This is a genomic window from Rubricella aquisinus, from assembly GCF_014199445.1.
In the GTDB taxonomy this organism is placed as follows: Bacteria; Pseudomonadota; Alphaproteobacteria; order Rhodobacterales; family Rhodobacteraceae; genus Rubricella; species Rubricella aquisinus.
Genome location: NZ_JACIJS010000006.1, coordinates 159039 through 172140, shown reverse-complemented (window position 1 = coordinate 172140; position 13102 = coordinate 159039). Strand labels below are relative to the sequence as shown.

Here is a 13102-nt window from a genome sequence, read left to right as displayed (position 1 = left end):
GACAAAGATGAACCTGACCCCTCGTGAAAAAGACAAACTCCTGATCAGCATGGCCGCCATCGTGGCCCGCAACCGACGGGAGCGCGGCGTGAAGCTAAACCACCCCGAGGCCATCGCGCTGATCACCGATTTCGTCGTCGAAGGCGCGCGCGACGGGCGCAGCGTGTCCGATCTGATGCAGGCCGGGGCGCATGTGGTGCGCGCCGAGGAGTGCATGGACGGCGTGCCAGAGATGATCCACGACGTGCAGGTCGAGGCGACCTTCCCCGACGGGACCAAGCTTGTGACCGTCCACCATCCCATACGGTAGACGCCTCCGGCGGGAGGTATTTTTGGAAAAAAGAATTGGAGAGACGTTATGCGCATAACCATAGGCTTGATCTTGATGACCGGTGCCGCGCAGGCGCATTCCGGCGCACATATGCACCCCCACGGGGCAGAGTTTGGCATCGGCGCGATGGCGCTGGCGCTGCTCGTCGGTGCAGGTGTCGGGGCCGCCATCATGGCGCGGGTCAAGAAATGATCCCCGGCGAGGTGATGACCGCAGCGGGAGAGATCACGCTCAATGCCGGGGCGAAGGCCGTGACCCTCACCATCTCCAATACCGGAGACCGGCCCGTGCAGGTCGGCAGCCACTACCATTTTGCCGAAACCAATGGCGCGCTGTCCTTTGACCGCGACGCGGCGCGGGGCTACCGGCTTGATATCGCGGCAGGCACCGCCGTGCGGTTCGAGCCGGGGCAAACGCGTGAGGTGACGCTCGTGCCCTTGGGCGGTGCACGCGAGGTATATGGTTTTAACAAGGCGGTGATGGGGGCGCTGTGACAAGCATATCCGCAACATCACACGCGTTGGGCGGGCCGATATGTGCTGAGCCGCGCAGCGGGCTCGTCCCGCAACCGAATGTGCAAGCGCCCCGCAAACCACAATTGCCATGGCCCGCGCTGTCGCCCGCTCGGCCCATCTGACTGAACGAAGGGAAATCCGATGCCCATATCCATCCCCCGCGCGGCCTATGCCGACATGTACGGCCCCACCACCGGTGACCGGGTGCGGCTAGCCGATACTGATCTGATCATCGAGGTGGAGCGGGATCTGACCACCTATGGTGAGGAGGTCAAATTCGGAGGCGGCAAGGTGATCCGCGACGGGATGGGTCAGTCGCAAGTCACCCGTGCCGAAGGCTCGATGGACACGGTGATCACCAACGCGCTGATCGTCGATTGGACCGGGATTTATAAGGCCGATGTGGGCCTGCGCTCAGGCCGGATCGCGGCGATCGGCAAAGCGGGCAATCCTGATACGCAAAGCGGTGTCGATATCATTATCGGCCCGGGGACGGAGATCATCGCGGGTGAGGGCCGTATCCTGACCGCAGGTGGATTTGACGCGCATATCCATTTCATCTGCCCGCAACAGATCGAGGATGCCCTGCATTCAGGTGTAACCACGATGCTCGGCGGGGGGACTGGCCCCGCGCATGGCACGCTGGCGACCACCTGCACCCCCGGCCCGTGGCATATCGGGCGGATGTTGCAGGCCGTCGATAGCGTGCCGATGAATATTGGCCTGTCGTGTAAGGGCAACGCCTCCCAACCCGCAGCCCTTGTCGAGATGGTCAAGGCCGGGGCCTGTGCGATGAAACTGCATGAGGATTGGGGCACGACACCCGCCGCCATCGATTGCTGCCTGAGCGTGGCCGATGACATGGACGTGCAGGTCATGATCCACACGGATACGCTGAACGAAAGCGGCTTTGTCGAGAACACGGTTGCCGCGATTGGCGGGCGCACGATCCACGCGTTCCACACCGAAGGCGCAGGCGGCGGCCATGCGCCCGACATCATCAAGGTGTGCGGGCTGGAGAACGTGATCCCCTCCTCCACAAATCCGACGCGGCCCTATACGGTCAACACGCTCGAAGAGCATCTTGATATGCTGATGGTCTGCCATCACCTCGACAAGTCGATCCCGGAGGACGTGGCCTTCGCCGAAAGCCGCATTCGGAAGGAAACGATTGCGGCAGAAGATATCCTGCATGACATGGGCGCGTTTTCGATCATCGCGTCAGACAGTCAGGCCATGGGGCGCGTGGGCGAAGTCCTGATCCGCACATGGCAAACCGCGGACAAGATGAAGAAACAGCGCGGTCGCCTGCCCGAGGAGACCGGCGAGAATGACAATATGCGCGTGCGCCGCTACATCGCGAAATACACGATCAACCCGGCGATTGCGCATGGGATATCGGCGCATATCGGCTCGATCGAGGTCGGCAAGCGCGCTGATCTGTGCCTGTGGAACCCGGCGTTTTTCGGGGTGAAGCCGGAAATGGTGCTGATGGCAGGCTCCATCGTATGTGCGCAGATGGGTGATCCGAATGCGTCGATCCCGACGCCGCAACCGGTCTATTCCCGCCCGATGTTCGGCGCAATGGGCCGCGCGGTGGAGCATTCGGCGGTAGTGTTTGTGTCTGGCGCGGCCCATGCGGACGGGATCGGCGCGTCGCTTGGACTGGCGAAACAGACCCTGCCGGTGGAGAATGTGCGGGACGGGATCGGCAAATCCGCAATGAAGCTCAACGACGCCACGCCGGAGATTGAGGTGCATCCAGAGACATACGAGGTGCGGGCAAACGGCGAGTTGCTGACTTGCGAGCCGGCTGAAGTTTTGCCGATGGCCCAGCGGTATTTTATGTTTTAACTCAGAGACATGCGCCCGACCCGAGGGTGGGCGTATGCGCCCGCCCTGTGGGGCGGGTCGGGCGCATGTCGGGCCGCTACGCGCCCCAACAGACAAGATGGAACGACGATGACCAGAGCCACCACCCTCACCCATTCCCATGAGCCGCCCGCGGATACGGTGACGCTCACCTATGATGACAGGTTCCGGCGGCGGATTGCGCTGACGGGGGATCAGGGCACTGCGTTTCTGCTTGATCTGGCGGAGGCGACGGAGTTGCGCGCGGGCGATCGGCTTTTGCTGGACGATGGGCGCACAATTGAGGTGCGCGCCGCACCCGAGGATCTGATGCGCGCGACCTCCCCTGATCCGCATCACCTTATTCGCACCGCGTGGCATGTCGGCAATCGCCATCTGCCCTGTGCGATCCATCCCGATCATCTGATCCTGCGCTGGGACCATGTGATCGCGGACATGCTCGAACAACTCGGCTGTACGGTGGAGCGGATCGAGGCACCGTTTACGCCCGAGGGCGGCGCCTATGGCCATGGCCGCACCCATTCCCATGCCCACTGATCCGGCGCTGACGCTGCACAGTTGGCTCTCCCCCGCGTTTCCCACGGGCGCGTTTTCGTGGTCGCACGGGCTGGAGACGCTGATTGCCGAGGGCACCATCACCAATGCCGACGGGCTGGAGCAATGGCTCGCGGGCCTGCTTCGCTATGGCTCCGCGCGCAGTGATGCGATCCTGCTTGCCCGCACGATGGAGGGGGAGGATGTGGCCGACCTTGCCGCCGCCCTCGCCCCCAGCCGGGAACGTTATACCGAGACGATGGAACAGGGTGCCGCCTTTGCCCGCACGATCAACGCGACCCAACCGTTCACGATCAGCGAAGCCGCCTATCCCGTTGCCGTCGGGCGGGCAGCAATGGCCGCTGGAATGGCTCCCGCGATGGTTCTACCGCTCTATCTGCAAGCGGTGATCGCAAATCTGATCCATGCGGGCATCCGGCTGATCCCCTTGGGCCAGACGGACGGGCAGCGTATCCTGACAGCCCTGCAACCGCTTTGCTCCGACATCGCTGCGGAGGCAGAGACCGCGCCGCTCGACGAGATTGGCACCGCGATGGTGCTGACCGATATCGCCTCCGCGCGGCATGAAGCCCTATATTCACGGATATTCAGATCATGACCGATGAGACTTTGGCCAAGGGACGCATGGTATCAGAAACCCTCAATCCCGGTATGGAGGATGCGCTGCGCAAACGGTACGACGCGCTGGTGCCGGGCCTGTCGGAAAGCATCACCGATTTCGCCTATGGCCAGATTTACGCGCGGGAGGGGTTGCCCCTGCGCGACCGCTATATCGCGACGATTGCAGCCCTTACCGCACTTGGTGGGCAAACCCGGCCACAGTTGAAGGTCAATATCGCGGGCGGGCGCAAGGCGGGCCTGACACGCGCCGAAATCGCGGAAACGATCTGGCAAATGAGCCTTTACGGCGGCTTTCCCGCCGCAATCAACGGGCTGAACGCGGCCCTCGAAGTGTTTGAAGAGGAGGACGCCTGATGTCCCAGAATGGACCCTTGCGCGTGGGCCTTGGCGGGCCGGTAGGTGCTGGTAAGACGACGCTGACCATCGCGCTGTGCAAGGCGATGCGGGATCAGTATTCCATCGCCGCCATCACCAATGACATCTACACCAAGGAGGACGCAGAGGCGCTAATGCGGGCGCAAGCCCTGCCGCTGGACCGCATCCGCGGGGTGGAGACGGGCGGCTGCCCGCACACCGCGATCCGGGAGGACGCGTCGATTAACCTCGCCGCGATTGCGGAGCTGAACCAGACCTTTCCCGATCTTGATATGATCCTGATCGAGAGTGGCGGCGATAACCTTGCCGCGACCTTCTCCCCCGAATTGGCGGATATCACACTCTATCTGATTGATGTGGCGGCAGGAGAGGAAATTCCCCGCAAAGGGGGGCCTGGGATCACGCGATCCGATCTTCTTATCATCAACAAGACCGATCTGGCCCCCCATGTGGGCGCGTCGCTGGATGTGATGGATCGGGACGCAAACATCCAGCGCGGCGCGCGGCCTTTCGTGTTCACCAATCTCAAAACCGGGGAAGGCGTGGCGGAGATTGTCGCGTTTTTGGAGCGTGCAGGCGGCCTTATCAGGGCCGCCTGACCGGGATCAGTCGATCCGCTGGCTCAGCATGTTCATCATGGCAGACAGGTCATAGCCCCCTGCCCGGCCTGCCGCGCTGATCTCCTCCGCGCTCATCTCACCGCCTGCGATGGCCAGCGCCCAGACATTGCAGGAGCGTGTGCCGGAGCGGCAATAGGCGATGACGGGGCCATCGGCTTCCTCAATCGCGCGGCGCACGGCGCGGACATGCTCGATCCCGAAGCCGCTGCCCGGCACGGGGATGTAGTGATAGGCCATGCCCTGCGCTGCGGCCTCTGCCGCCATCACCTCTGACCCCGGCCCGCCGGTCAGGGCAAGCTCCTCATCGGGGCGATTGTTGATCAGCGTCGTGTAGCCCTCCGCCGCGAGGGAGGCGATATCCTCCTCCGACAATTGCGGGGCGACGGACATGGTTTCAGTGAGTTTGCGAATATCCATGGGCAGCACCTTTAGAACGGCATCTTCATGCCGGGGGGGAGCTCCATCCCTTCGGTCACTTTCGCCATTTCGGCCTGCGCGGCCTCACCCGCGCGGATCTGCGCATCGCGCACGGCGGCAACGATCAGATCCTCAACGACTTCGCGCTGTTCAGGATCGAACAGGCTCGGATCAATGCTGAGACCACGCAACTGGCCCTTTGCCGTGGCGCGCGCGGTGACCATACCGGCCCCGGCCTGTCCTTCCACTTCGATCTGATCAAGCCGCGCCTGTGCCTCGGCCACTTTGCCTTGCATCTCCTGCGCCTGCTTCATCAGCTTGGCCATATCGCCAAGTCCGCCGAGCCCTTTGAGCATCGCGATCCCTTTCCGTGAGGTTTACCTGACACAGTGATAGGGCCTGCCACAGCGCAGAACAAGGGCAGGCAATGCCTTGATACCGGATCAATTTGTGGCAGCGACGCGCGTGTCAGCCTCATACAGTCCCACAGCGCGGTTCATCTCCTGAAGCAGGAAATCCGTAGCCGGGGCCATCTGTTCCAACATGGCACTGTCCACAACACCCTGTTCAATCGCCATGCGGTATTGCGCTTGGATTGGCATCCACAGATCACGAACCAGCGTCAATTGACGGGCAATTTCGGAATTTGGGGGTGCCAGAACGCCGACATCGGCAAACCCTTGCTGAAGTGCTGTCAACGACAGATCGAACATCTCAATCGTGCCTTGCAGGGTGGCCAGATGCACAGCCGGGTCTGCCGCCTGATGGGCAAGGCAAAGCTCCTTCATCGCCTTTTGGCTGAGCATGCGTTGCCGTCCCGCCACGTCAATGGTGATCGTCAGCGCAAGCGGCACATCGGGCAGCACATTGCCATAGGACCGCGCGGTCTGGTTCACGGCCGCATTCATATGGCGCAAGACCTCAAGGCTCACCAGCGACAACCGTTCGATATCCACCTGATCGGTGGTTCGGTTTGACATGACCTGTCGGATCAATCGGTCATAGCGATACCACGGGCCATCCACTTCTTCCAAAGCGCGCATCACCGCGCGCCGCTGTTCCGGGCCAAGGCCGATCTCCTGATCGCCAAGGCGCAGCGCAGTATCCGAACGGCCGAATAACTCATGGGCTTGGGTCAGTTGCTCAAAATGCCGCTCAGCCGCAATATCGGACGTCATAAGGCAACTTGCTTTTGCCATCCGTTGCGACAGCATGCGCTGGCGTCCGGCAACGTTGACTTTTCGGGTCACTTCCTGGGCTGTTATTGCGAGGGGATCCGCGCCTTCGGTCGTTCCTAGGGCGTTCGCAGGGGGCAGTGTCAGTGCGACACAAGCCAGTGCAGCACAAACAAGAGGTTTGGGAAGACGCATGGGGAGGCTCTCTAAGTTGTCGAAATACAACTATAGAGTGTATTGTCGGCGCCGATTCCCTACAACCTTAGAATTAGTTGCAGCGCAGCATTTATGCCGCGCCCTATTCAAACGGATCAACCGGTTCCCAATCGTCATCAACCTCATCCGGGTCGATTGGCACGATATCCTCGTTCGTATCCTCCTCGACGTGATCGGTGATCACATCCCGCACTTGCGCTTTGGGAAAAGCCGTGAGGGCCGCTTGCACCAAAGGGTGCGCCTGCACCTGCGAAACCAGATCGCCAAACGCCGCCTCTTTTTCCTCAGCGAGCGTCGCAGCCCCGCCCTTTGACACGACGGAAACGGCCCAGCGCGCGCCCGTCCAATCCTGAAGCCGTTGGCCAAGGGTTGAGGCGAGGTTTTGCGGCGCGTCGGGCGTCGGTTCAAACTCGATGAAGCCGGGGCGGTATTCGACCAGCCGCAAATGCTGTTCGACATCCATCAGAAAAACGATGTCGCGGTCGCGGATCAGGGCGACCACATCCTCAAACCGCGCAAATCGGGCCAGTGGGTCCGGGGCGGGCGTCGCGGGTTGGGCAAGGGCTGCCGCCGCCGCCCCGCCGGGTATTGCACTCAATTGCGCCCGTGGCCCGCCGTCACCGCCACCGCCCTGAGGCGCGGAGCCGTGGGGCGCTGCGGCAGGTGGCGCCATCGTATCGAGTTTCGCGGCCAGATCGCCCGGCGGCGGCAATTCCGCCACATGGGTCAGCCGGATCAGCGCCATTTCAGCGGCCATCATCGCATTCGGCGCGGCGGACACTTCCTCCATCGCCTTCAAGAGCATCTGCCAGGCGCGGGTCAAAACCGGCATCCGCAATCCTTGCGCCATCTCCGCCCCGCGTTGGCGCGCATCAGGCGATACGGTGGGATCCTCTGCCGCTTCGGGCGTGATTTTCACCATCGAAATCCAATGGGTGATCTCCGCCAGATCGCGGATCACCGCCGCAGGATCGGCCCCGGCGGCATATTGCGCGGACAATTCGCCCAAAGCGCCCGCCGCGTCGCCCCTCATCACCAACTCAAACAGGTCGAGCCCGCGCGCCCGGTCCGCGACGCCCAGCATCGCGCGCACTTCCTCCACCGTGGTTTTGCCCGCACCATGAGCAATCGCCTGATCCAAAAGCGACAACGCATCGCGGACCGAGCCTTCGGCCGCGCGGGTCACGAGTGCCAGCGCGTCATCATCGATATCCGCCTTTTCGGCCTGAGCGATTTTCGACAGATGGGCGATCATCACATCCGGCTCGATCCGGCGCAGATCGAACCGCTGACAGCGGCTGAGCACCGTCACGGGCACTTTGCGAATCTCGGTGGTGGCAAAGATGAATTTCACATGCTCCGGCGGCTCCTCCAGCGTCTTCAAAAGCGCGTTGAACGCGCTGGTGGACAGCATGTGGACCTCATCGAAGATGTAGATTTTATAGCGCGCCTCGGTCGGGCGATACGGCACCCCGGCAAGGATTTCGCGCATCTTGTCGACTTGGGTGTTCGACGCGGCATCCAGTTCCAGCACGTCCACATGCCGCCCTTCCGCGATTGCGGTGCAGGGGCCGCATGTGCCGCAGGGCTGGATCGTCGGGCCGCCGGTCCCGTCCTCCCCGATACAGTTCAGCCCCTTGGCGATGATCCGGGCGGTGGTGGTTTTGCCCACACCCCGCACGCCCGTCATGACGAAGGCATGGGCGATCCGGTCGGCCTCGAACGCGTTGCGCAGGGTGCGGACCATCGCCTCCTGCCCGATCAGATCGGCGAAGGTCGCGGGCCGGTATTTGCGCGCAAGCACCTGATAGACGGGCTGGTCAGTCTCGGACATGGAATGCTTTCCTGAATGTGATGCGAGCAGACTAAGGCCCGCATCTGAGCGGGGCAAGCGGATGGCTATTGTTCCGCGAAATAGTCCCAGGCCCGGCGGCTGATCGACGGGCCAATCGTGTAGTACCAATGATTATGCCCGGTGATCGTGACGAGGCCCGTCGGATGACCCGCACGGGCCAGTGCATCAGCGACGGTTTCTACTTCTTCATAGGGAAAGATCGTGTCCTCCGTCCCGATATAGATGCGCAATGGCGTAGGCTCGGCGGCAGGGCGCACGCGGTTGAGCGGGAGCACACCGCCATGCACCGCCGCCGCCCGCCAGCTTCCTTCAAAATGATTGGCCATTTCCAGCACATGCCGAGCACCTGCCGAATGGCCAAAGAGAAAGATACGCTCCCGGTCCACCGGGTATTCGACGGCGACATCCTCGATCAGCGCCTCGATCCGTTGGTTGTCCTCCACCATGGCGGTCCAGCCGCCGCCAATGCCGTCGGGTGCCACCAGCAACAACCCTTCCCGCTCCCCGGTTGCTTTCCACATATCGAGCATCGACAAGCCATTGCGCCCCTGCCCGTGAAACAGCATGACCATGGGGCGCGGCTGCCCGCCGGTGCCGAAATCAAGGATATGGACAAGCCGGCCATCCGATTCGTAGGTCGTCTGCCCCTGATCTTCGGCCTCGTATTGGGTGGAATACATCGACAGAGGGCGCGGCAATGGCATCCGCAGCCGCTCGGCCTCCTGCGCGACAATCACCTCGTCCGGTTGCGCCAGTTGGATGGCGAGCCGGTCGCGTGCCTCATTTCCTGCCGTTGGGAGAAAAACAATCAATGCCGCGATGAACAGGGCGCACAGGACAGTGCCCAGCAGAAAGCCTTTCAGGACTTCCAGGAATGCGCGCATCAAGACCCCAATTCGTCAAACGATGGGTGAGAGGCTGGACAACGACCCGAACGGGACTCGTTACGGCTGCTTCCTTCCGGATCTGACCGGGTTGGCGAGGCGCTCGCCCGCGCCAACCTCTCAACAGTCCAGATACACATCGGTTTGCGCGGGATCAAGGGGAGGGCGCGTTAACCTTGATTGTATAAGCAACCCTTGACTCTCCCTAGGGTTGTATTACCTTTGAATGCGTAGTCGGGGGGTCCCGACGTTTCTTTGGAAATCCAGTTTGGGGGAATTGGAAATGACGGTGGTTCGTGAACTTGGGTTCTCGGTTCTGTTCGCTCTCGCGCTGTGCGCGGCACTGGTCACGGTCGGCACGGCTGCCGAGCGGATGGACCCGGACAGGACGTTCACCTCGGTCTACGAAGCGGCCCATGCCGTAGCCGTCTCGGAAGGAGTCTTCGTTCTGCAGGCGACAGGCTTCTGCGAACCATCGGTTGACCGGTTCGTGACCGTGGATCTGGTGACAGGCCACTCACGATCCAGCGGATGCTAGCGCGCAAGAGGGGGCTCGACCGCGCCGCACCCAAGGCCCACCGATGGGGCGCTTTGCCCGGTGATGATGAGGTTTGACCTTCCGCATCGTCACCGGGCCTCCATCCACAGCATGACAAAAGCGTGAAACCGCATGGAAATCCGCGCCCTGCGCGATACTCTTGATCCCGAATCGAGGATATACCCATGCGCACATTGTTCCTGTCGGCCCTGTCAGCAGCCGTTCTCATCGCCCTGCCTTCGGCGGCGACCTCTGTCCCGCTGGAAACGGGGGATCGGCCCTATACGAATGAGGAATGGCTGGACCTCGCGGATGGGCAGACCGTCTATTATTTTCTTAACGGGCAATTCTACGGGCGGGAATATTACTTTCCCGACAGCCGTTTTGCGCGGTTCCAGCATGTGAGCGGCGTTTGTCTTGACGGGACATGGGAATACCGGGAGACCGATCAGGCATTCTGCTTTTTTTGGCCAACCAACACCTCCTGTTTTCTGCATGTCCTGCGCGGGGAGGAGATTATCGTTTTGCCGACCGAGCCTGATGACAATGGCGACTACACGATGCAAACCGTGGGCACGATCGTGCCGGGCGGGTTTGATTGCCAATCGGGAGCCACGAGTTGATCCGGCCAGTCCTTCTGTCCTGCCTCCTTGCCGGGGCAGCCATGGCGCAGACCCTCTCCCCGAGCGAAGAAATCGTGCCACTCGAATGGTTTGAAACCCATGTGGAAGGCTTCACCCTGCATTTCGAACAGGATGGCGCGCTTGCCGGATCGGAGATGTTCCTGCCGGACCGCCGGGTGAAATGGCAATTTCCGAACGGCATGTGCATCAATGGCATCTGGTATGAAGAGGCCGGCGCGATGTGTTTCGCCTATGAAACCGGCGGGCCGCCGCAATGCTGGCACATGATCCGCGATGGCGAGGATATCCTCGCCCGCCCCGCCGACGCGACCGACACGAGCGGCGATATTCGCATGACGCGGCGCACGGTGGTGCCGCTCAGTTGCGGTGGTCCCGCCCTTGGGGCCTAGAACAGGCTGCCCTGCCCGTCCGGCCCGGACTTGGGCGCTGATTTGCGCGGTTTCGCTTTGGCCGGTTGCGCCGTATCCCCAACGGTGACGCCGACGCGCGTCTCCTGCCGGAATTCCAGCTCCAGCCCCTGCCCTGTGTTGAGCGCACCGCCATCGGTGACCACGCCGCCCTCCGCATCGCGCACCACAACATAGCCACGCGCAAGTGTCTGCTGATAGCCCGCCGCGCGCATCACGCGGTCAAGAGCCGTGAGCGCGGTGCGGCGCGTGTGGGTGATGTCCCGCGCCTCCTCCAGCCGCCGGGCAAGACGCGCCAGCGCCTCCCGTTCAGGGGTAAGGGCGGCCATGGCCCGCTCTGGCCGGATCCATTGCGCAAGGCCCGTCACCTGCTGACGCCGATGACGGATCAACCCGGTCAGAAGCGCAGGCGACAGGCGCGATCCGCCCCGTTCCTGCAACAGCCCCCGCTTTGCGCGCGCATGGTCGCGCAGCGCCAGCGGCAAGCGTGCTGCCGCAATATCAAGCCGCTGCGCCCGCTCCGCCAGCAGAACCTCGGGCCGGGGCAAAACTCGTGCGGTAGTGCGCAGCCGCTCCCCCTGTCGCTGCAACAGGCGGGCAAGGGCGGCCTGCCGCCGCTCGTCAAAGGAGGCAAGCGTTGCCAGCAAATCCGCCCGCACCGGCACCGCGAACTCCGCTGCCGCCGTGGGCGTGGGCGCGCGCCGATCAGCGGCGAAATCAACGAGCGTGGTATCCGTTTCATGCCCCACGGCAGAAATCACGGGAATGTCGCTTTCGGCCACCGCACGGACGACGATTTCTTCGTTGAACCCCCACAAATCCTCAAGACTGCCACCGCCACGCGCCACGATCAGCACATCGGGCCGGGGCACCGCTCCCCCTGCTGGCAGCGCGTTAAAGCCGCGTAGGGCCGCGGCAACTTCGGGCGCGCACCGCTCCCCCTGCACCGCGACGGGCCAGACGATCACCTCTCGCGGGAACCGGTCGCGCAGACGATGCAGGATGTCCCGGATCACCGCACCAGAGGGCGATGTGACAACCCCGATCACGCGCGGCAGACGCGGCAGAGGGCGTTTGCGCTCCGCATCAAACAGCCCTTCGGCGGCAAGCGCCATGCGCCGTTTCTCCAGCATCGCCATAAGCGCACCGACACCCGCCGGGGCAAGGCTCTCGATCACGATCTGGTATTTCGATTGACCGGGAAAGGTCGTCAGCCGCCCTGTAACCACGACCTCCATCCCTTCCTCGGGCGGGGTGCGCAAGCGGCTTGCCACGCCTTTCCAGATCACCCCCGCGATGACGGAGCGGTCATCCTTGAGATCAAGATAAACATGGCCCGAGCGAGGGCGCGACACGCGGCCAACTTCCCCCCTGACCCGCACATGGGAAAAGTTGCCCTCAACCAGTCGTTTGACCGCACCAGACAGGTCCGACACGGAGAATTCCGGCGCGTTGCGGCCCGGAATATCGTCATCAATCAGGTCAGACATCGCGGCCTCCCCACCAGTTGCGCAATTGCATGATGCTTTGCCCTAGCAAAAGCACGAACGCGGTCACGAACAAGCCCGATTTGAGCAAAACCTTCTCCCCCGGTAGCAGGATCGCGATCAGCAGCACCACCAGCCCACCCGCGAACATCGACCGGGATGGACCGCGCGCCTGCGTCTCCATCGTGACGGGGGGCCAGATCGGCTCTGGCGGGTCTTCTCCGAAATATTTGGCGTAGGCGCGGCGCGTCATCAGATAGCGGGCGGCGAAACTGCTCATATCCCCCCGGCCCGCATGGGCGTCATATTCCGGCACCTTCATCGCGCGCCAACCGGCGGTCCCGGTATGGGCTTGCCAGACCTGTTGCAGCACAGGCGGGGGCGTGACCTGATCGGGAAACATCTCCGCCAGCCGCAGAAACCGGCGGTATTCGTGAAACAGCGCATCGCTTGGCAGATCGACCCGTTCCGCCAGCGGTGTGTCACCGGGGCCATCAAGCGGGGCCGCCACGATGCGCTGCCAATGGGCGTCCCTGTCGGACCATGGGGTATCGGTGGTGTCACTCATGCCCTCTGTCATAGCCCGATGG

The 13102-nt window shown here is 62.8% G+C and carries 18 protein-coding genes and 1 other RNA gene; 11 read left to right on the top strand and 8 right to left on the bottom strand.

What is annotated here, in order from left to right; all coding sequences use genetic code 11:
* The first annotated feature begins 7 nt into the window (after window positions 1–7).
* From FHS89_RS11110 to ureG, 8 genes are all read left to right on the top strand, one after another.
* Window positions 8–310, top strand: a complete 303-nt coding sequence (locus tag FHS89_RS11110; RefSeq protein WP_184011607.1) for an urease subunit gamma — start codon at window positions 8–10, stop codon at window positions 308–310.
* 48 nt (window positions 311–358) lie between these two features.
* A complete protein-coding gene (locus FHS89_RS11105) occupies window positions 359–523 on the top strand; it encodes a hypothetical protein (RefSeq protein ID WP_184011605.1) in 165 nt (54 codons plus the stop codon).
* On the top strand, window positions 520–825 hold the full coding sequence (locus tag FHS89_RS11100) for an urease subunit beta (protein WP_184011603.1): 306 nt from the start codon (window positions 520–522) through the stop codon (window positions 823–825). Before FHS89_RS11105 ends, FHS89_RS11100 begins: the two co-directional genes overlap by 4 nt.
* 162 nt (window positions 826–987) lie before the next feature.
* Window positions 988–2700, top strand: coding sequence for an urease subunit alpha (gene ureC, locus FHS89_RS11095; RefSeq protein ID WP_184011601.1), 1713 nt, complete (start codon window positions 988–990; stop codon window positions 2698–2700).
* 108 nt (window positions 2701–2808) lie between these two features.
* Window positions 2809–3255, top strand: a complete 447-nt coding sequence (locus FHS89_RS11090) for an urease accessory protein UreE (protein ID WP_184011599.1) — start codon at window positions 2809–2811, stop codon at window positions 3253–3255.
* Window positions 3245–3871, top strand: a complete 627-nt coding sequence (locus FHS89_RS11085) for an urease accessory protein UreF (protein ID WP_184011597.1) — start codon at window positions 3245–3247, stop codon at window positions 3869–3871. Before FHS89_RS11090 ends, FHS89_RS11085 begins: the two co-directional genes overlap by 11 nt.
* Window positions 3868–4248: a carboxymuconolactone decarboxylase family protein gene (locus FHS89_RS11080; protein ID WP_184011595.1), complete on the top strand. Its 381-nt coding sequence runs from the start codon at window positions 3868–3870 to the stop codon at window positions 4246–4248. The genes FHS89_RS11085 and FHS89_RS11080 overlap by 4 nt, the downstream gene beginning before the upstream one ends.
* Window positions 4248–4868: an urease accessory protein UreG gene (gene ureG / locus FHS89_RS11075; RefSeq protein ID WP_184011593.1), complete on the top strand. Its 621-nt coding sequence runs from the start codon at window positions 4248–4250 to the stop codon at window positions 4866–4868. The genes FHS89_RS11080 and ureG overlap by 1 nt, the downstream gene beginning before the upstream one ends.
* A 6-nt stretch (window positions 4869–4874) precedes the next feature.
* On the opposite strand, the gene FHS89_RS11070 is transcribed toward ureG, so the two are convergent.
* From FHS89_RS11070 to ffs, 6 genes are all read right to left on the bottom strand, one after another.
* Window positions 4875–5306 carry a protein tyrosine phosphatase family protein gene (locus tag FHS89_RS11070; protein WP_184011591.1) on the bottom strand — a complete coding sequence of 144 codons (432 nt, stop codon included), beginning with the start codon at window positions 5304–5306 and terminating at the stop codon, window positions 4875–4877.
* 11 nt (window positions 5307–5317) lie between these two features.
* Window positions 5318–5662 carry a YbaB/EbfC family nucleoid-associated protein gene (locus tag FHS89_RS11065; protein WP_184011589.1) on the bottom strand — a complete coding sequence of 115 codons (345 nt, stop codon included), beginning with the start codon at window positions 5660–5662 and terminating at the stop codon, window positions 5318–5320.
* A gap of 87 nt (window positions 5663–5749) precedes the next feature.
* Window positions 5750–6676, bottom strand: a complete 927-nt coding sequence (locus FHS89_RS11060; protein ID WP_281376687.1) for a type IV pili methyl-accepting chemotaxis transducer N-terminal domain-containing protein — start codon at window positions 6674–6676, stop codon at window positions 5750–5752.
* A 103-nt stretch (window positions 6677–6779) separates the two neighbouring features.
* Entirely contained in the window at window positions 6780–8531 is a 1752-nt protein-coding gene (locus tag FHS89_RS11055) for a DNA polymerase III subunit gamma/tau (RefSeq protein ID WP_184011585.1), read from the bottom strand.
* A gap of 65 nt (window positions 8532–8596) precedes the next feature.
* Complete coding sequence (locus FHS89_RS11050; protein ID WP_184011583.1) at window positions 8597–9436, bottom strand: CE1 family esterase; 840 nt, start codon at window positions 9434–9436, stop codon at window positions 8597–8599.
* 25 nt (window positions 9437–9461) lie between these two features.
* Window positions 9462–9558, bottom strand: an RNA gene (gene ffs / locus FHS89_RS11045) — signal recognition particle sRNA small type.
* Between the two features lie 161 nt (window positions 9559–9719).
* Here ffs and FHS89_RS11040 point away from each other — a divergent pair.
* From FHS89_RS11040 to FHS89_RS11030, 3 genes are all read left to right on the top strand, one after another.
* Window positions 9720–9974 (top strand): hypothetical protein, encoded by a 255-nt coding sequence (locus FHS89_RS11040; protein ID WP_184011581.1) that lies wholly within the window; start codon window positions 9720–9722, stop codon window positions 9972–9974.
* Window positions 9975–10159: 185 nt separating this feature from the next.
* Complete coding sequence (locus FHS89_RS11035; protein WP_184011579.1) at window positions 10160–10597, top strand: hypothetical protein; 438 nt, start codon at window positions 10160–10162, stop codon at window positions 10595–10597.
* Entirely contained in the window at window positions 10594–11007 is a 414-nt protein-coding gene (locus FHS89_RS11030) for a hypothetical protein (RefSeq protein ID WP_184011577.1), read from the top strand. The genes FHS89_RS11035 and FHS89_RS11030 overlap by 4 nt, the downstream gene beginning before the upstream one ends.
* On the opposite strand, the gene xseA is transcribed toward FHS89_RS11030, so the two are convergent.
* Both xseA and FHS89_RS11020 read right to left on the bottom strand, forming a co-directional pair.
* Complete coding sequence (gene xseA, locus FHS89_RS11025; RefSeq protein ID WP_184011576.1) at window positions 11004–12515, bottom strand: exodeoxyribonuclease VII large subunit; 1512 nt, start codon at window positions 12513–12515, stop codon at window positions 11004–11006. The genes FHS89_RS11030 and xseA overlap by 4 nt on opposite strands.
* Window positions 12508–13080 (bottom strand): hypothetical protein, encoded by a 573-nt coding sequence (locus FHS89_RS11020; protein ID WP_184011575.1) that lies wholly within the window; start codon window positions 13078–13080, stop codon window positions 12508–12510. The genes xseA and FHS89_RS11020 overlap by 8 nt, the downstream gene beginning before the upstream one ends.
* Window positions 13081–13102: the final 22 nt, after the last annotated feature.